The 16,953-nt window shown below is 69.9% G+C and carries 13 protein-coding genes; 12 read left to right on the top strand and 1 reads right to left on the bottom strand.

The window, feature by feature from the left end:
• Window positions 1-162 precede the first annotated feature (162 nt).
• The 7 genes from PQV94_RS12400 (at window position 163) to PQV94_RS12370 (ending at window position 8,640) form a co-directional block, all read left to right on the top strand.
• Window positions 163-1,737, top strand: coding sequence for a glucoamylase family protein (locus PQV94_RS12400; protein ID WP_274286116.1), 1,575 nt, complete (start codon window positions 163-165; stop codon window positions 1,735-1,737).
• 13 nt (window positions 1,738-1,750) lie between these two features.
• Window positions 1,751-2,398, top strand: a complete 648-nt coding sequence (locus PQV94_RS12395; protein ID WP_274286115.1) for a TetR/AcrR family transcriptional regulator — start codon at window positions 1,751-1,753, stop codon at window positions 2,396-2,398.
• Window positions 2,399-2,498: 100 nt separating this feature from the next.
• Window positions 2,499-3,761, top strand: a complete 1,263-nt coding sequence (locus tag PQV94_RS12390; RefSeq protein WP_274286114.1) for a sugar ABC transporter substrate-binding protein — start codon at window positions 2,499-2,501, stop codon at window positions 3,759-3,761.
• A gap of 4 nt (window positions 3,762-3,765) precedes the next feature.
• Window positions 3,766-4,716, top strand: a complete 951-nt coding sequence (locus PQV94_RS12385; protein WP_274286113.1) for a carbohydrate ABC transporter permease — start codon at window positions 3,766-3,768, stop codon at window positions 4,714-4,716.
• An 11-nt stretch (window positions 4,717-4,727) separates the two neighbouring features.
• On the top strand, window positions 4,728-5,582 hold the full coding sequence (locus tag PQV94_RS12380; RefSeq protein ID WP_274286112.1) for a carbohydrate ABC transporter permease: 855 nt from the start codon (window positions 4,728-4,730) through the stop codon (window positions 5,580-5,582).
• A gap of 32 nt (window positions 5,583-5,614) precedes the next feature.
• A complete protein-coding gene (locus PQV94_RS12375; RefSeq protein WP_274286111.1) occupies window positions 5,615-7,459 on the top strand; it encodes a glycoside hydrolase family 3 protein in 1,845 nt (614 codons plus the stop codon).
• Between the two features lie 38 nt (window positions 7,460-7,497).
• A complete protein-coding gene (locus PQV94_RS12370; protein ID WP_274286110.1) occupies window positions 7,498-8,640 on the top strand; it encodes a LacI family DNA-binding transcriptional regulator in 1,143 nt (380 codons plus the stop codon).
• Between the two features lie 117 nt (window positions 8,641-8,757).
• Here PQV94_RS12370 and PQV94_RS12365 read toward each other — a convergent pair whose 3' ends face one another.
• Complete coding sequence (locus PQV94_RS12365; RefSeq protein ID WP_274286109.1) at window positions 8,758-10,284, bottom strand: PucR family transcriptional regulator; 1,527 nt, start codon at window positions 10,282-10,284, stop codon at window positions 8,758-8,760.
• An 85-nt stretch (window positions 10,285-10,369) separates the two neighbouring features.
• Here PQV94_RS12365 and gabT point away from each other — a divergent pair, with 85 nt between their 5' ends.
• Genes gabT through PQV94_RS12340 form a run of 5 tightly spaced genes read left to right on the top strand, consistent with a single transcriptional unit; the run spans window position 10,370 to window position 16,944 of the window.
• A complete protein-coding gene (gene gabT / locus PQV94_RS12360; protein WP_274286108.1) occupies window positions 10,370-11,725 on the top strand; it encodes a 4-aminobutyrate--2-oxoglutarate transaminase in 1,356 nt (451 codons plus the stop codon).
• Window positions 11,726-11,757: 32 nt separating this feature from the next.
• Window positions 11,758-13,119, top strand: a complete 1,362-nt coding sequence (locus PQV94_RS12355; RefSeq protein ID WP_274286107.1) for a flavin monoamine oxidase family protein — start codon at window positions 11,758-11,760, stop codon at window positions 13,117-13,119.
• Entirely contained in the window at window positions 13,119-14,000 is an 882-nt protein-coding gene (locus tag PQV94_RS12350) for a universal stress protein (protein WP_274286106.1), read from the top strand. The genes PQV94_RS12355 and PQV94_RS12350 overlap by 1 nt, the downstream gene beginning before the upstream one ends.
• Complete coding sequence (locus PQV94_RS12345; RefSeq protein WP_274286105.1) at window positions 13,997-15,544, top strand: APC family permease; 1,548 nt, start codon at window positions 13,997-13,999, stop codon at window positions 15,542-15,544. Before PQV94_RS12350 ends, PQV94_RS12345 begins: the two co-directional genes overlap by 4 nt.
• 32 nt (window positions 15,545-15,576) lie before the next feature.
• Window positions 15,577-16,944 (top strand): NAD-dependent succinate-semialdehyde dehydrogenase, encoded by a 1,368-nt coding sequence (locus PQV94_RS12340; RefSeq protein ID WP_274286104.1) that lies wholly within the window; start codon window positions 15,577-15,579, stop codon window positions 16,942-16,944.
• The last annotated feature ends 9 nt before the right edge of the window (window positions 16,945-16,953 follow it).

Raw genomic sequence — 16,953 nt, 5'->3', positions numbered from 1 at the left:
CCGAGCGAGCATGCAATGGGGTGCTCGCTCGGCGAACGGGTGCGCGTTCGGCGCAGGCGTGCCACGCGTTCGTGCAGGGTGCCTTGAATGAAAACCGATCACGTGTAAGGGTTTTGGGACACGGTTCCCCCCCCGGAGCCGCTTTCGATGAGGAGAGCGACGATGAGAAAGACGACCCGTTTCATACTGGCCGCCGCATCCGCTGCGGTGCTGGCGGTCACCACCGCGACGCCCGCGCTGGCGGATGCGGTGACCGCAGGCCACGGCCACGGTCATGACCACGGCGACACCCGCACGTTGGAGCGCTACGCCGCCGACACCTGGGCATCGCTGGTCGCGATGACGGACCCTGACACCGGGCTGCCGTCCGACAACATCGACGGCGCGCTGCAGACAGCCGGTGCCTACACCTCGCCGACGAACATCGGCGGTTACCTGTGGTCGACGGTGACCGCCCGCGACATCGGGCTGATCGATCGGCGGGAGGCCCGCGATCGGATGCGGACGACCCTCGACACGCTCGGCCGGCTGGAGCGCAACGACGCCAGCGGCATGTTCTACAACTGGTACGACCCGGCGACCGGCGCCAAGCTCACGACCTGGCCCGACTCGGGCGATCCCGTCGAGCCCTTCCTGTCCACGGTCGACAACGGCTGGCTCGCCGCATCCCTGCGCATCGTGCGCGAGGCCGAGCCGAGTCTGGCCAGCCAGGCGGACGCCCTGTACCGATCGATGGACTTCGGTGCCTTCTTCGACCCGGCCGGTGCGGCCGGCCTTCCCGCCGGCACGAACCGCGGCGGGTTCTGGGACGCGCCTCCCACCGGCTGCAGCGTGGCGGCGCCGATGTACAACGGCTCGGGCGAGACCGCGTACTACACCTGTCACCACTACGACACGACCGTGAGCGAGAGTCGCATCGCGACGTACCTGGGCATCGCGAACGGGCAGATCCCGCCGACGGCGCTGTACGGCACGCATCGCACGATGCCGCCGGGCTGCGACTGGGCGTGGCAGGAGCAGCTGCCCACGGGCACGACGCGCACCTACTCCGGCGTCGACGTCTGGGAGGGTGTCTATTCCTATGACGGCATGAGCTTCGTGCCCAGCTGGGGAGGCAGCATGTTCGAGGCTCTCATGCCCGATCTGCTGATCCCCGAGGCCGAGTGGGGAGAGAACTCGTGGGCGCTGAACCACCCGATCACCGTGGCGGTGCAGGAGCGCCACGGAGAGGATGCCGGCTACGGATACTGGGGCTTCTCGCCCGCCAGCGATCCGTTCGGCGGCTATGCCGAGTACGGCGTCGACCTCGCGGGGATGCGCTCGGACGGGTACACCTCCGACCGGGAGAAGACGGACGTCGACATCGACCGGCCCGGCTGCTCGGTGGGTACCAACCCCGACCCGCAGTTCGGTGACGGCGTGGTCACCCCGCACGCGAGCTTCCTCGCCCTGCCCTACGACCGCGAGGGGGCCCTGGAGAACCTCTCGCGCATCGAGAACGACCTCGGCGCGTACGGTCCCGGCGGCTTCTACGATGCGGTCGCGGTGCACAGCGGCACGATCGCTGAGCGCTACCTGTCCTTGGACCAGTCGATGATCATGGCCGCGATCGGCAACGAGCTGACCGGCGATAGCCTCAAGGACTACGTCGTGGATCGCGACATGGAGCGCACGCTCCGCCCCGCGATGCAGGCGCAGGTCTTCGGCTCGAGCTGGGGCGAATCGCGCGATCGATGACGAGAGGGATGCGGTGAGCGCACCTGATGGGGTGACCGGGGAGGCGGCGGCGCAGGACGCCGTCTCCTCCCGGGCCCGCGGCAAGCGCGGCAGTTATGCGAAGGGGCAGGCGCGGCGCCAGCAGATCGTCGAGGAGGCCTTGGTCGTGTTCGCCCGCAGCGGCTTCGACGCGGGATCGCTGCGGGCGATCGCCCGGGGCGTGGGGATGACGCCGGCGGGACTGCTGCACCACTTCTCGAGCAAGGAGGAGCTCTTCGTCGAGGTGCTCCGCCAGCGCGATGAGCGCATCAGAGAGGCGGTCGGAGACCCCGCGGAGCACAGACTCATCGAACAGAGCGCGGATGTGGTCGCCTACAACCAGAGCGCGCCGCGCGGCCTTTCCGCGCTCTACACGACGGTCGCCGCGGACGCGATCGATCCCGCCCATCCCGCACATGGTGAGTTCGTCGAGCGCTATCGCGACTCGGCCGCATCCGCCGGGCGCATCATCGCAGCGGGGCAGGCTGCGGGCGAAATCCGAGCAGACGTCGACCCCGCCCGCGCTGGCCGGCTCATCAGCGCCGTGATGGACGGGCTCCAGCAGCAGTTCCTGCTGGATGAGGAGGTCGACATGGTCGTCCTCTTCGACGAGTTCGTCCGCGGCTATCTCCGCCCCCTCTGAGCTCGCCGTCCACAGGCCCCGCGATGGGGGTTGCACTCGCTTAAGCGCTTAAGTACCGTAGTCACGACGCCATCAGGTGTGTCTCGTTCAAGGAGGAACCATGAAACATGTTCGGCTCGGCGCCGTCGCGCTGCTCGCCGTCGCCGCCCTCAGCCTGGCGGGATGCGGACGAGCGGATGATGCAGGAACGGCGGCCCAGGAAGCGACGACCATCGGGAGCGAGCCCGCGACGGGCAAGATCACGATGTGGGCGATGGGCACCGAAGGGGAGGCTCTTCCCGACTTCGTCAAGACGTTCGAAGAGGCCAACCCCGGCGTCGAGGTCGACGTCACGGCGATCCCGTGGGACTCCGCGTACAGCAAGTTCCAGACCGCGATCGCGAGCGGCAACACCCCCGATATCGCCATGATGGGCTCGACCTGGATGGCCGACTTCGCGGACGCGTTCCAGACCGTGCCCACCGATCTCGACACCTCCGGCGCCTTCGATGGCGCCGTCGAATCCACCAAGGTGGGCGATCGTGCCGCGGGTGTGCCGTGGTACGTCGACACGCGCGTGCTCTACTACCGCACCGACATGGCCGAGCAGGCAGGGTGGACGAGCGCGCCCACCACGTGGGACGAGCTCAGCCAGATGGCCGCGGACATGAAGTCCAAGGCGGGAGCGGAGTACGGCATCCGCCTGCCCGCAGGCAACGATTCCTTCCAGGGCACGCTCTGGATGCCCTGGTCCAACGGGGCCTCGCTCGAAGACGGCTCGAAGTGGACGCTCGACACCCCCGAGATGGTCGAGGCGTACGAGTACTACCAGAGCTTCTTCACGGACGGTCTCGCCAATCCGTCGGCCGATCGTTCCTCCGGCGCACAGGAGGCCGACTTCGTGGCCGGTCGCACGCCGATGCTGATCGACGGCCCCTTCATGATCGGCTCGCTCGAGAAGCTCGGCGGCGCAGACTTCTCGTCGAAGTTCACGACGGCGGTGCTTCCGACGAAGGAGTCCTCCACCTCGTTCAGCGGCGGGTCGAACCTCGTCGTCTTCGACGGCTCCGACAACGCCAGCTCCGCCTGGAAGCTCGCGAAGTGGCTGACCGAGCCCGAGACGCAGGCCCGCTGGTACGACCAGACCGGTGACCTGCCCGCCGTCCAGGAAGCATGGAAGGATGATGCGCTGGCCTCGCAGCCGACGCTCGCAGCCTTCGGCACGCAGCTCGAGACCGCGAAGTCCGTCCCGGCGACGACGACGTGGGTCAAGGTGGCCGCGGCAGGCGACGCGGTGCTCGAGAAGGTGCGTCTGGGAACCATGACCCCCGCCGACGCGATGAAGGAGCTTCAGAGCAAGGCCGACGCCGTGGGGCTGGACTGATCCCATGACGCAGACATCACTGGCCGCGACCGGGGCGGCCGTCGCCGCCTCCGGTCGCGCCGGCGGTGGCCGCCGTTCGAGCCGCCGCCGGCGCCAGGGCCTGATCGCGTGGGGCTTCGCGCTCCCCTTCGTTCTCGTCTTCGCCGCCTTCATGGTGGTGCCGATCGTCGGCTCGTTCGCGATGTCGTTCACCGACTTCCGCGCGCAGGACATCCGCTCGCCCTTCGCGGTGAACTTCGTCGGTCTCGAGCAGTACCTGGCAGTGCTGGGAGATCCCACCTTCCTCAAGTCGGCGGGAGTCACCGCGACCTTCGTCGTGATCGGCATCCCGGTCACGATGGCGGTGGCACTCGCGCTGGCTCTGGCACTGAACTCGGGCGGCGGGCGGATCGTCGCCTTCCTCCGGGTCGGCTTCTACGCGCCCGTGGTCACGAGCATCGTCGCCGTCTCTGTCGTGTGGCGCTACATCCTGCAACCCGAGGGGCTGCTGAACGCGGCGCTCGCCGTCGTCGGGATCCAGGGCCCCGATTGGCTCAACGACACCACCTGGGCCCTGCCCTCGCTCATCGCGATGGCCGTCTGGCGCAATGTCGGAACGCTCATGGTGATCTTCCTCGCGGGGCTCCAGGCCATCCCGACCGACGTCAAGGAGGCGGCCGTCATGGACGGGGCTTCCGCCTGGCGCCGCCTCACCGCGATCACCCTGCCGCTGCTGCGTCCGACGTTGCTGCTGGGCGCCGTTCTCATCTCGGTCGGCTTCCTGCAGTTCTTCGAGGAGGCCTTCGTGATGACGCAGGGCGGACCGCTCGATTCCACCCTCTCGGTCGCCTACTACACGTTCAAGCAGTTCGGCTTCGGCGAGTACGGCACCGCATCCGCTGCGAGCTACATCCTGTTCCTCGCGATCGCGCTCGTGAGCCTCGTGCAGTTCCGGCTGCTGCGCTCGAAGGACTGAAGGAGGAGATCATGACTTCGACGACGATGGCCTCCCGCCGCGCCCGCCGTGCGCTCACCGGGCGTGCACTCACCTACACCGTGCTGATCGCGGGCCTGATCGTCTGGGTGCTCCCGTTCGTGTGGATGCTGCTGGGCTCGGTCAAGACGCAGAGCGAGATCCTGCAGCGGCCGCCGACCTGGCTGCCGCAGCAGATCACCTGGGAGAACTTCGCCCAGTGGTTCGGCCCCCTCGACATCGGCAGGTTCTTCACGAACAGCGTCGTGGTCGCGCTGCTGACCGTGCTCGGCAACCTCGTGTTCTGCTCGATGGTCGGCTACGCGCTGGCGAAGATGGACTTCCCGGGCAAGAAGCTGCTGTTCGCCGTCGTGCTCATCACCCTCATGGTGCCGGGCATCGTCACCTTCGTGCCGCTGTTCGTGATGGTGTCCTCGTTCGGGCTCACCAGCAGTTACGCCGCGCTGATCCTGCCGTTCGTCACGACACCGCTGGGCGTGTTCCTCATGCGGCAGTTCATGCTGGGCATCCCCGACGAACTGCTCGAGGCGGCGCGCATCGACGGCGCGGGAGAGCTGCGCATCTTCGCCCGCGTGGTGATGCCGCTGTGCGGGCCGCCGCTGGCGACGCTCGGCATCCTCACCTTCCTCGCATCCTGGAACAACTTCCTGTGGCCGCTCGTGGCGGCCCAGAGCGAGGACATGTACACCCTTCCCGTCGCCATCTCGCTCTACGCGACGGGGCAGAACGCGACCGACTACGGACTCCTGCTCGCAGGCTCCGTGCTGGTGATCGCCCCGATCATCCTCCTGTTCGTGTTCCTGCAGCGCTACTTCATCCAGGGCGTCGCGACGACGGGACTCAAGTGAGCACCGTCGAGACGCACCCCAGAAAGGCCCCCATGTCCGCGACCTTCTCGACCGCCCCCGACGGCACCCGCTACCGCGATCTGAACGGCAACGGCGTGATGGATCCGTACGAGGATCCGCGCCTGTCACCCGAGGAGCGCACCGAGGACCTCCTCGGGCGGCTGAGTCTTGCGGAGAAGTGCGGGCTCATGTTCCAGACGGTCATCGAGGTCGGCGAGGACGGCGAGCTCCTCGAACACCCGGGGCGCATCTCGAAGTCGCCGACCACCACCGTCGTGCGCGAGAAGCACATGAATCACTTCAACGTGCACGCCATCCGCACCGCACGGCAGGCGGCCACGTGGAACAACGCGCTCCAGGCGCTGGCGGAGAAGACACCGCACGGCATCCCCGTGACCATCAGCACCGACCCTCGCCACGCGTTCGTCGAGAACACGGGGGTGGCCTTCTCGGCCGGCCCGTTCTCGCAGTGGCCGGAGGGGCTGGGCCTCGCTGCCATCGACGACGTCGAGACCGTGCGCGCCTTCGCCGACATCGCCCGCCAGGAGTACGTTGCCGTCGGCATCCGCGCCGCGCTGCATCCGCAGATCGACCTCGCGACGGAACCGCGGTGGGGGCGTCAGGCTCAGACGCTGGGCCAGGACGCGCAGCGCGTCGCTGAGTTCACGGCCGCCTACCTGCAGGGCTTCCAGGGCGACCGGCTGGGGCCCGACAGCGTTGCGTGCACGACGAAGCACTTCCCGGGAGGCGGCCCGCAGAAGGACGGCGAGGACGCCCACTTCCCGTACGGCCGCGAGCAGGTCTACCCGGGCGGCATGTTCGAGTACCACCTCGAGCCGTTCCGCGAGGCGATCCGCCGCGGCACGGCGGGGATGATGCCGTACTACGGGATGCCGGTGGGTCTCGAGCGCGGCGGCGAGCCGATCGAGGAGGTCGGGTTCGGCTACAACCGGCAGATCGTGACCGACCTGCTGCGTGGCGAGCTCGGCTACGACGGCGTCGTCGTGACCGACTGGGAGCTCGTCAACGACAACCACGTCGGCGACCAGGTGCTGCCCGCTCGGGCGTGGGGCGTCGAGACGCTCACCCCGATCGAGCGCATGGCGAAGATCCTGGATGCGGGCGCCGACCAGTTCGGCGGCGAGGAGTGCGTCGAGCTGCTGCTGGAGCTCGTGCACTCGGGCCGCGTCAGCGAACAACGCATCGACGAGTCGGCACGGCGCCTGCTCCGGGTCAAGTTCGCCCTGGGCCTGTTCGACGACCCCTACGTCGACGTGGATGCGGCGGAGCGGATCGTGGGCAATGCCGAGTTCCGTGCCGCGGGCGAGCGGGCGCAGGCGCGCTCGGCGACGGTGCTGCTCAACCGCGAGGGCGCCGACGGGCCGACCCTTCCGTTGACGCCGGTGGGGGCGCTGTACGTGGAGGGGTTCGCCGACGCGGACGTCGCCGAGCTCGGACCGACCGTCGCGGACCCCGCATCCGCTGATCTTGCCATCGTGCGGGTCAAGGCGCCCTTCGATGCGCGCGACGACCTCTTCCTGGAGGCGTGGTTCCATCAGGGTTCGCTGGACTTCCCACCAGGGCTCGTGTACCGGCTTCAGCAGATCGGGCGGCAGTGTCCGCTGGTGCTGGTGGTCACGATCGACCGCCCCGCGATCCTCACCCCGCTCGTGGCGGATGCGGCGGCGATCGTCGTCGACTACGGCAGCTCACCTCGCGCGGTGATCGACGCGCTGACCGGTCGGGTCCGGCCCGAGGGACGGTTGCCCGTCGAGCTGCCGCGCTCGATGGTCGCCGTGCGCGCGTCGAGGGAGGATGTACCGTCGGATACCGGGGATCCGCTGTTCCCGGTGCGTCACGGGCTGCGACTCGCCTGAGGCGCACACGACCCGTCGCAGGGAAGGATGTCGCACGCGTGAGTGAACGCCCGCGGACGCGCCGCACCACCGTCTACGACGTCGCCCAGGAGGCGGGGGTGTCCATCGCGTCCGTCTCGTTCGCGTTCCGCCGCCCCGAGCAGCTCAGCGAGGCGACACGCGAGCGCGTGCTGGAGGCCGCGAGGCGCCTCGGCTACGCGCCGAGCGCGTCGGCGCGGGGGCTCGCGCGCGGGCGCACCGGCATCCTGGGTCTGCACGCGTTCGATCTGATGCTCGAGCGGGCTCACGAGCCGGAGGCGCGGGTGCGTGCGCTGCGCGATCTGCACAGTCCCGATCTCGAGGGGCCGCGCACCATCTCGTGGGCCGAGACCGACGACGAGCTGCTCGCCGACCCGAGGGCGTTCCCGTTGTACGTCGACGAGGTGCAGCGCGGGTTCGCCCTGGAGTGCTGGGTGATGGGCAGACCCGTCATGCTCAGCAGCGGATCCGACAGCGATGTGTCGGTGGCGGACACGGCGGGGCGCGTGGACGGGCTCGCGATCTTCCCGTCGGAGGGGTCCGCGGCGGTGCTGTCGCGCTTCTCCTCGTCGATACCGATCGTGCTGTTCTCCGCGGCGCCCGCCGCAGACGGGCATCACCGCGTGCGCATCGACAACGCGCAGGGGATGCGGGAGATGATGACGCATCTGCTGGTCGGGCACGGCGTGCGCTCGTTCGCGTTCGTCGGGCGCTTGGACTCGTGGGACGGCCAGGAGCGCTTCGCCCAGTACCGGGAGAGCCTTCTCGAGGCGGGGATCGCGCCGGAGGACGAGCCGGTGGATGCCACCGTGCGCGGTCCCGATCGGATGGCCGAACACCTGCACGCGCTCGCCGCGGACGGGCGGATGCCGCGGGCGCTCGTGTGCTCCACGGACCAGAACGCGCTGGCGGCCATGGATGTGGTGCGCGAGCTCGGTTTCCGCGTTCCCGACGATGTGATCGTCACGGGATTCGACGGGATCCTCGCAGGCCGCCTGAGCGCGCCCGCTCTCACCACCGTGCGCCAGCCGATGGAGGCGATGGGGCGAGCGGCCGCCCGCATCCTCGCAGGCACCGCAGGTCCGCTCCCTGAGGACGGCTCGCCCTTCGATGCCGTCTTCGCCCCGGCGCTCGTCGTGCGCGCCAGCTGCGGCTGCGGCTGAGCGCGGCGCCCCACCTTCCGCCCACTTGCCGCCGAGTGAGCATCCGTTCGCCGAATGAGCACACAATCGCATGCTCGCTCGATGAACGGATGCTCGTTCGCGCGGGGATGCGGCCGGTCAGTCCAGGGCGCGGAGGGCGAGCCAGAGCTGAGCGCGCACCGCGAAGGACGACAGGTCCACGCCGAGCACACGCTCGGTGAGGGCGAGGCGTGCCCGCACGGTGTGCCGGTGCACTCCGAGCGCCCGGGCGGCCGCCTCGTGGGCGGTGTCCGCCGCGAGCCACGCGTCGAGGGTGGACACGAGAGCGGTCGCGTGCTCGGCGTCGTGGCGCAGCAGCGGCTCCAGCTCCGCGCGGGCGATCGCGCCGACGCGCTCATCGTCGAGGACGGAGAGCAGACCCCCGCGCACCTCGGCGAACGCCGCAACGGATCCCGCCGCGGCCCGTTCTCGGGCGACGCGCGCCTGCGAGAGGGCGACGGGGGCCGTATCGAGTGTCGCGGGAGCCGAGACGCCCAGCCGCACGGCGAGCTTGGCGGCGAGCTCGGCGAACACCGGGTCTCCCACGGGCGCCGCCAGCAGCAGTCCATCCTCGATCCCTCCGAAGAACAGAGCGCCGCCGCGGGCGGCGACGCTGCTGTCCAGCCACTGCAGGACGTCCTCGCGACGCGCGGCCTCGGCATCCGTCAGGGCGATCGCGATCTGCCCCGTGCCGAGCGTTCCCCACAGGGGCTTCGATACGCGCCGCACGAGCGCGCTGTCGCCGGCCAGGAGCGCCTCCGCCAGACCCGCCCGGAGCGCCGTCGTGGCACGGGCGAGAGTCTGCCGCTGCTCGAGCGCGAGCCCCGCCATCGCGACCGCCGTCGTCACGACCCCGCGCGCCTCGCGGTCGAACACCTCGGCGGACACGGCGATCGCGCCGCGCAGGCGCCCGCCGCGGCCGAGGGTCTGCACATGGAACGGGGTGGTACCGATGTGCAGCGACGACCCCGCCCGTGCGCCGCGGCGAAGCAGCGCTGACACCTCGTCGCTCAGGTCGTCGCGCGTGGCCGCATCCAGGGAGGCGGCCGGATGCTCGTGTGTCAGCGCCCCGGCGGCGTCGAACATGCCGACCCAACCGCCCAGCTGCCGCGCGAGTTCGTCCAGCGTCGCGGCGAGTCCGTCGGCGCGCAGCGCCGCCAGCGAGAGCGCGCGTCCCGCGGCGAGCGCCCAGCTGCGCCGTGCGTACTCCTCCGCGGCGATCGCCTGCGCGTTGGCGCGCGCGACGGCGATGAACGGGGTGCGGTAGGGCACCTCGAACAGCGGCAGCCCGTGGGCGCGACAGGCCGCATCCAATCCGCGGGGGATGCCCTCGCGGACGACCTCGGTGCCGAATCCGAGCGCGGCGATACCGCGCCCGCGCAGCCGCGCGACGTAGGCGTCGAAGTCGGGCGAATCGTCGTCGGCCCCGAGGAACTGGGTGCCGGTCGTCAGCAGCACGAGCCCCTCCGCCAGGAAGGGCGTCGGATCGGCGAGGTCCGAGCTGTGCACGCCGTGCACCCGCGTCGCCCACGCGGCGGCGTCGAGCTCTCCCGCCGCGCGCAGGTCCAGATCCCGGCGGGTGAGAAGGGAGCCGAGGGTTGGGCTGTCGGACGGCGGCGCGCTCATGTTGTACATCGTGGCGCATCCTGGGCGTACCCGTGTACGGGCAGGCGAGTGCAGCGCGCGTGGCGTTCGCCCTACGCTCGCGGCCATGAGCATCGCCGACGTCACCACCGCGCCCCTGGGCGGACCCTCGCTGCCACAGGAGCGGCGCCTCGTCACCGCCATCCCCGGGCCGCGCTCGCAGGAGCTCCTCGCGCGCAAAGCCGCGGCGGTTCCCGCGGGCGTCGGTCACACCGTGCCGATCCAGGCGGTGGCCGCGGGCGGCGGAGTGGTCGTCGACGCCGACGGCAACTCGCTCATCGACCTGGGCTCCGGCATCGCCGTCACCTCGGTCGGTAATGCGCACCCGCGCGTCGTGGCTGCCGTGCAGGCGCAGGCCGCGCAGTTCACGCACACCTGCTTCATGATCTCGCCCTACGACTCCTACGTCGCCGTCGCCGAGGCGCTGAACCGGCTCACCCCGGGCGACCACGAGAAGCGCACCGCGCTGTTCAACTCCGGTGCCGAGGCCGTGGAGAACGCCGTCAAGATCGCCCGAAAGTACACCGGCAAGCCCGCGGTCGTCGCCTTCGATCACGGGTACCACGGCCGCACGAACCTCACGATGGCGCTCACGGCGAAGGCGATGCCGTACAAGAGCGGCTTCGGCCCCTTCGCCGGCGAGATCTATCGCGCCCCGTTGTCCTACCCCTTCCGCGACGGTCTGAGCGGAGCGGATGCGGCCGCGCGCGCGATCTCGATGATCGAGAAGCAGGTCGGCGCTGACAACCTCGCGGCGCTCGTCATCGAGCCCATCCAGGGCGAGGGCGGCTTCATCGTCCCGGCCGACGGGTTCCTCGGAGCCCTCGTCGACTGGTGTCGGAAGAACAACGTCGTCTTCATCGCGGACGAGGTGCAGACGGGCTTCGCCCGCACGGGCGAGATGTTCGCGAGCGACGGGTTCGGCATCGTGCCCGACCTCGTCACGACCGCCAAGGGCCTGGCGGGCGGGCTGCCGCTCGCCGCCGTCACCGGCCGGGCGGAGATCATGGACGCCTCGCACGCCGGCGGGCTCGGCGGCACCTACGGCGGCAACCCGATCGCCTGCGCCGCGGCGCTCGCGGCGATCGACGCCTACGAGAATGAGGGACTCATCGAGCGCGCCCGAGAGATCGGGGCCATCCTGACGGCCCGCCTGGAGGAGCTGCAGCAGGCCGACCCGCGCGTCGGCGACGTCCGCGGCCGGGGCGCAATGGTCGCGGCCGAGTTCGTCGACCCGGCGACGGGCGCTCCGGACGCGGCGCTCGCCGCCTCGGTGGCGAAGGCCGCGATCGCCGAGGGCGTCATCCTGCTGACCTGCGGCACCTACGGCAACGTGATCCGATTCCTGCCGCCTCTCTCGATCGACGACGACCTCCTCAGCGAGGGGCTCGACGTCCTCGCCGCATCCCTCGCCGCCGTCTGAGACGCAACACCCGAGCACCACGAAGGAGTGAGATGAGCAACACCGAGATCATCAGAGACGTCGTCGTCATCGGCGCGGGAGCAGCTGGCCTCACCGCCGCGAACGACCTCCGCACAGCCGGTCTGTCCGTCGCTGTTCTCGAGGCGCGCGATCGCGTCGGCGGGCGGCTGTGGACCGACACGATCGAGGGCGCGATGCTCGAGATCGGCGGCCAGTGGATCTCACCCGACCAGCAGGCGCTCATCGACACGGTCGCAGAGCTGGGCCTGTCCACCTTCTCGCGCTACCGCGAGGGAGACAGCGTCTACGTCGGCCCCGACGGCACGGTGACCCGCTTCACGGGAGACGTCTTCCCGGTGGCCCCGGCAACGGCCGCCGAGATCGAACGCATCACCGCCGACCTGGATGCGATGGTCGCCGAGATCGACCCCGACCGGCCGTGGGCGCACCCGAAGGCGGCCGAGTGGGACACCATCTCGTGGGACGGCTGGCTGCGTTCCCAGACCGACGACGACGAGGCGGTGCGCAACCTCGCCTTCGCCACCGGCTCGGCGATGCTCACCAAGCCGACGCACGCATTCTCGCTCCTGCAGTCGCTCTTGATGGCGGCCAGCGCCGGCAGCTACTCCCATCTCGTCGACGCGGACTTCATCCTCGACAAGCGCGTGGTCGGCGGCCTCCAGCAGGTGCCCCTGCTGCTCGCGGAGCGCCTGGGAGAGGACGTGCTGCTGGACCAGCCGGTGCGCTCCCTGACCTGGGACCAGGACGGCGTCGTGGCAGAGGCCGCATCCGTCACGGTCCGCGCTCGGCGCGCCATTCTCGCGCTCGCGCCCGTGCTGTACCCCCGCATCTCCTTCGTGCCGCCGCTGCCGCGGCTGCAGCAGCAGATGCACCAGCACATCTCGATGGGATTCGTCATCAAGGTGCACGCGGTCTACGACCGTCCGTTCTGGCGCGAGCAGGGTCTGTCCGGCACCGCGTTCAGTCCGTACGAGCTCTCGCACGAGGCCTATGACAACACGAACCACGGCGACGAGCGCGGCACGCTGGTCGGCTTCGTCTCCGACCGCAACGCGGACGACCTGTTCCGACTGGACGCGGCCGAGCGCAAGGAGCGCATTCTCGAGTCGCTCTCGCACTACTACGGCCCCGAGGCCAAGAGCCCGATCGTCTACTACGAGAGCGACTGGGGCAGCGAGGAGTGGACCCGTGGCGCGTACGCGGCGAGCTTCGACCTGGGCGGCCTCCACCGCTACGGAGCCGATCTGCGCACGGCGATCGGTCCCATCCACCTCGCCTGCAGCGACATGGCGGGCGCCGGCTACCAGCACGTCGACGGTGCGATCCGGATGGGGCACCGCGCCGCATCCGAGATCCTCGAGGAGCTGCGCTGATGGCCGCGCCGGTGGTCGTCGGCTATACCGCGACGGATGCGGGCGCCGATGCGCTCGCCCTCGGAGCACGGATCGCGGTCGCGACCGGATCGGTGCTCGAGATCGTGATGGTCCTGCCGGGGGAGCGCTCGGTCATCACCCCTCCCGACGCCGGATACGACCGCCACGTGCGCGAGCGGGCGCGCGAGTGGCTGGCGCGGGCTTCCGAGACGTTGAAGGACACGGTCGCCCACGGTCGTCACGTCCGCTACGGCGAGTCGTTCGCCGAGGGCCTCATCGCCGCCGCGGCCGAGTTCGGTGCCGGCATGATCGTGGTGGGCGCCGCGAACGGCGGTCTCCGCGGCCGCCACCGTCTCGGCACCGTCGCCAACGAGCTCATGCACTCCTCCGACGTGCCGGTCGTGCTCGCTCCGGAGGGTGCGCGCGAGGTGGCCGCATCCGTCGGCATTCAGCGGGTCACCGCGGCCATCGGCACCCGGCCGGGCGGCGATGTGCTCCTGGCGGAGGCGGCGAGCCTCGCCACCGCGTCGGGTGCGCCCCTGCGTCTGCTGTCGCTCGCGACGGTCGATCTGCCGGCGGGCGTCGACACCGGCGTCATCCGCCTCACCGAGGCGACGCACGCCGAAACGGTGCTCGCTCAGGCGCGCGCATCGCTCGGCGAAGGATCCGTGGCCGACGTCGTCAGCGCGCAGGGCGCCGACATCGAGGATGCGGTGTCGCAGATCGAATGGCTCCCCGGCGAGATCGCCATGGTCGGATCGAGCCGGCTCGCGCAGCCGCGGCGGCTGTTCCTGGGGTCGACGGCGGCGAAGATGCTGCACGTGCTGCCCGTTCCCATGATCGTGGTGCCACGCACCCGCAACGCAGAAGGGGCTCGATGATGAGCGCACCCGAATCGCAGGCCGTCGCCGCCGACACCGGCGGACTCTCCAAGAAGGGGCTCTCCGCGGGAACGGTGGGCCTGATCGGCGCCGTCGTCATCGGCATCTCCTGCATCGCACCCGCCTACACGCTGACGGCGGCGCTGGGACCCACGGTCTCGGCGGTCGGCGTGCAGGTGCCGGCGATCATCCTCGTCGGCTTCATCCCGATGCTGCTGGTGGCCTTCGGCTACCGCGAGTTGAACCGGCGCATGCCCGACTCCGGCACCTCGTTCACATGGGCCACGCGCGCCTTCGGCCCGTGGATCGGCTGGATGGCCGGATGGGGGCTGATCGCCGCCACCATCCTGGTGCTCTCCAACCTCGCCGGAATCGCCGTCGACTTCCTGTTCCTGCTGATCGCCCAGATCACCCAGAATCCCTCGATCGCCGACATCGCGGCCCAACCGGGGATCAACGTCCTCGTATGCCTCGCCTTCATGGCGGCGGCGACCTTCATCTCGTACCGCGACATGCAGACGACGCAGAAGCTGCAGTACGTGCTGGTCGGCTTCCAGGTCGTCGTGCTGGTCGTCTTCGCCGTCGCGGCGATCATCGAGACGGTCAACGGCAACGGGTTCGATCCGACGCCGTTCGACTGGTCCTGGTTCGATCCGTTCGCCGTCTCGTCGTTCAGCTCCTTCGCCGCGGGTCTCTCGCTGTCGATCTTCATCTTCTGGGGCTGGGACGTGACCCTCACCATGAACGAGGAGACGAAGGATCCCGACAAGACGCCGGGTCGGGCCGCCACCATCACGGTGCTCGTGATCGTCGCGCTCTACCTGCTGCTCGCCGTCTCGCTCATCATGTTCGCCGGTGTCGGCACGGGGGAGTTCGGACTCGGCAACCCCGACATCCAGGACAACGTGTTCTTCCACCTGTCGGGGCCGGTGCTGGGCCCGCTCGCGGCCCTCGTGTCGCTCGCGGTGCTCACCAGCTCCGCATCATCGCTGCAGTCGACCTTCGTGTCGCCGGCGCGCACGCTGCTGGCCATGGGGCACTACGGCGCGCTGCCGGAGCGCTTCGCCAAGGTGAGCCCGCGCTTCTTCACCCCGGGCTTCGCGACGATCGTCGCCTCCGTCGTCGCGTCGGTGTTCTACGCCGTCATGCGCTTCGTCAGCGAGAACGTCCTGTGGGACACCATCACCGCCCTCGGCATGATGATCTGCTTCTATTACGGTCTGACCGCTTTCGCGTGCGTCTGGTACTTCCGCAAGCAGTGGTTCGACTCGGTGCGCGCCTTCGTGTTCACCTTCCTCTTCCCGCTCGTGGGCGGGGCGATCCTCGCGGTGCTGTTCGTGACGACGCTGATCGACTCCATGGACCCCGACTACGGCTCGGGCTCGCAGATCTTCGGTCTGGGACTCGTGTTCGTGCTGGGCGTGACCGTCATCCTGCTGGGCGTCGTGATCATGATCTGGCAGGCGGTCAAGCGTCCCGACTTCTTCCGCGGGCGCACGCTGAGCCTGGATGCGCCCGAGAGCCTGCGCCGCCGCCGGCGGTGACGGCAGACTGAGACCACAACCAAGGAGGACGAATGAGCAGCGAATACGCGGTCGTGAACCCCGCCACCGGTGAGCAGCTGGCGACCTACCCCGCCCTCAGCGATGCCGAACTCGAGCAGAAGCTCGCCGCGTCCGAGAGCGCCTACCGTCGGTGGCGCGAGATGCCGGTCGCCGAGCGCGCCGTCCTCGTGCGGCGAGCCGCCGAACTGCACCGCGAGCGCCGCGACGAGCTGGCGGCCATCGCCGTGCGCGAGATGGGAAAGCCCCTGGCCGCGGCCCTCGGCGAGGTCGACTTCGCCGCCGACATCACCGAGTTCTACGCCGATCACGCCGACCAGATCACCTCGGACCGTCCGATCGACATCCTGGGCGAGGGGTCGGCCGTCATCCGCCCGACGCCGCTCGGGGTGCTGCTGGGCATCATGCCGTGGAACTTCCCCTTCTACCAGGTGGCCCGTTTCGCGGCTCCGAACCTTGTGCTGGGCAACACGATCCTGCTCAAGCACGCGCCGCAATGCCCCGAGTCGTCCGCGGCCATCGAGGCGATCTACCGGGATGCGGGTCTGCCGGAGGGGTCGTACCTGAACCTCTACGCGAGCAACGAGCAGGCGGCGACGATCATCGCCGATCCGCGCGTGCAGGGGGTGTCGGTCACGGGCTCCGAGCGCGCCGGCGCCGCGGTCGCGGAGATCGCCGGTCGCAACCTGAAGAAGGTCGCGCTGGAGCTCGGCGGATCCGACCCGTTCATCGTGCTCTCCACCCCGGATCTCGATGCCACGGTCGCCGCCGCCGTCGAGGCGCGCATGGACAACAACGGGCAGTCCTGCAACGCTCCCAAGCGCTTCATCGTGGTCGATGAGCTGTACGACGCCTTCCTCGAGAAGTTCACCGCTGCGATGGCAGAGACTCCCGTCGGCGATCCTTTCGCCGAGGAGACCCTGCTCGGGCCGCTCTCGTCTCTCGCGGCCGCAGAGCGGCTCGAGGCGCAGGTCGACACGGCTGTCGCGCAGGGCGCTCGCCTGGTGACCGGTGGCACCCGTGACGGCGCGTTCTACGCGCCCACGGTGCTCACGGATGTCACGTCGGAGATGGACGTGTACCGCGAGGAGCTCTTCGGGCCCGCCGGTGTCGTCTACCGCGTCCGGGATGAGGAGGACGCGGTGCGCGTGGCGAACGACACGAGCTTCGGGCTCGGCTCCTACGTGTACACGACCGACCCCGCCCAGGCCGAGCGTGTGGCGGATCGGATCGAGGCCGGCATGGTCTACGTCAACTGCGTGCTGGCCGATTCGCCCGAGCTGCCGTTCGGCGGGGTGAAGCGCTCCGGCACGGGTCGTGAGATGGGCTTGCTGGCGGCGGACGAATTCGTCAACAAGAAGCTCATCCGCATCGCCGACTGAGCCGGCACG

The organism is Microbacterium sp. Clip185, from assembly GCF_028743715.1.
Classification (GTDB): domain Bacteria; phylum Actinomycetota; class Actinomycetes; order Actinomycetales; family Microbacteriaceae; genus Microbacterium.
Note: the sequence above shows the minus strand (reverse complement) of the source record. Positions and strands in the feature narration are given on the sequence as shown.

What these genes read in the sequence shown, in the direction of transcription:
- PQV94_RS12400 (WP_274286116.1), top strand. Translation starts at nt 163, where the DNA reads ATGAGAAAGACGACCCGTTTCATACTGGCCGCCGCATCCGCTGCGGTG.
- PQV94_RS12390 (WP_274286114.1), top strand. Translation starts at nt 2,499, where the DNA reads ATGAAACATGTTCGGCTCGGCGCCGTCGCGCTGCTCGCCGTCGCCGCC.
- PQV94_RS12385 (WP_274286113.1), top strand. Translation starts at nt 3,766, where the DNA reads ATGACGCAGACATCACTGGCCGCGACCGGGGCGGCCGTCGCCGCCTCC.
- PQV94_RS12380 (WP_274286112.1), top strand. Translation starts at nt 4,728, where the DNA reads ATGACTTCGACGACGATGGCCTCCCGCCGCGCCCGCCGTGCGCTCACC.
- PQV94_RS12375 (WP_274286111.1), top strand. Translation starts at nt 5,615, where the DNA reads ATGTCCGCGACCTTCTCGACCGCCCCCGACGGCACCCGCTACCGCGAT.
- PQV94_RS12365 (WP_274286109.1), bottom strand. Translation starts at nt 10,284, where the DNA reads ATGAGCGCGCCGCCGTCCGACAGCCCAACCCTCGGCTCCCTTCTCACC.
- gabT (WP_274286108.1), top strand. Translation starts at nt 10,370, where the DNA reads ATGAGCATCGCCGACGTCACCACCGCGCCCCTGGGCGGACCCTCGCTG.
- PQV94_RS12355 (WP_274286107.1), top strand. Translation starts at nt 11,758, where the DNA reads ATGAGCAACACCGAGATCATCAGAGACGTCGTCGTCATCGGCGCGGGA.
- PQV94_RS12350 (WP_274286106.1), top strand. Translation starts at nt 13,119, where the DNA reads ATGGCCGCGCCGGTGGTCGTCGGCTATACCGCGACGGATGCGGGCGCC.
- PQV94_RS12345 (WP_274286105.1), top strand. Translation starts at nt 13,997, where the DNA reads ATGATGAGCGCACCCGAATCGCAGGCCGTCGCCGCCGACACCGGCGGA.
- PQV94_RS12340 (WP_274286104.1), top strand. Translation starts at nt 15,577, where the DNA reads ATGAGCAGCGAATACGCGGTCGTGAACCCCGCCACCGGTGAGCAGCTG.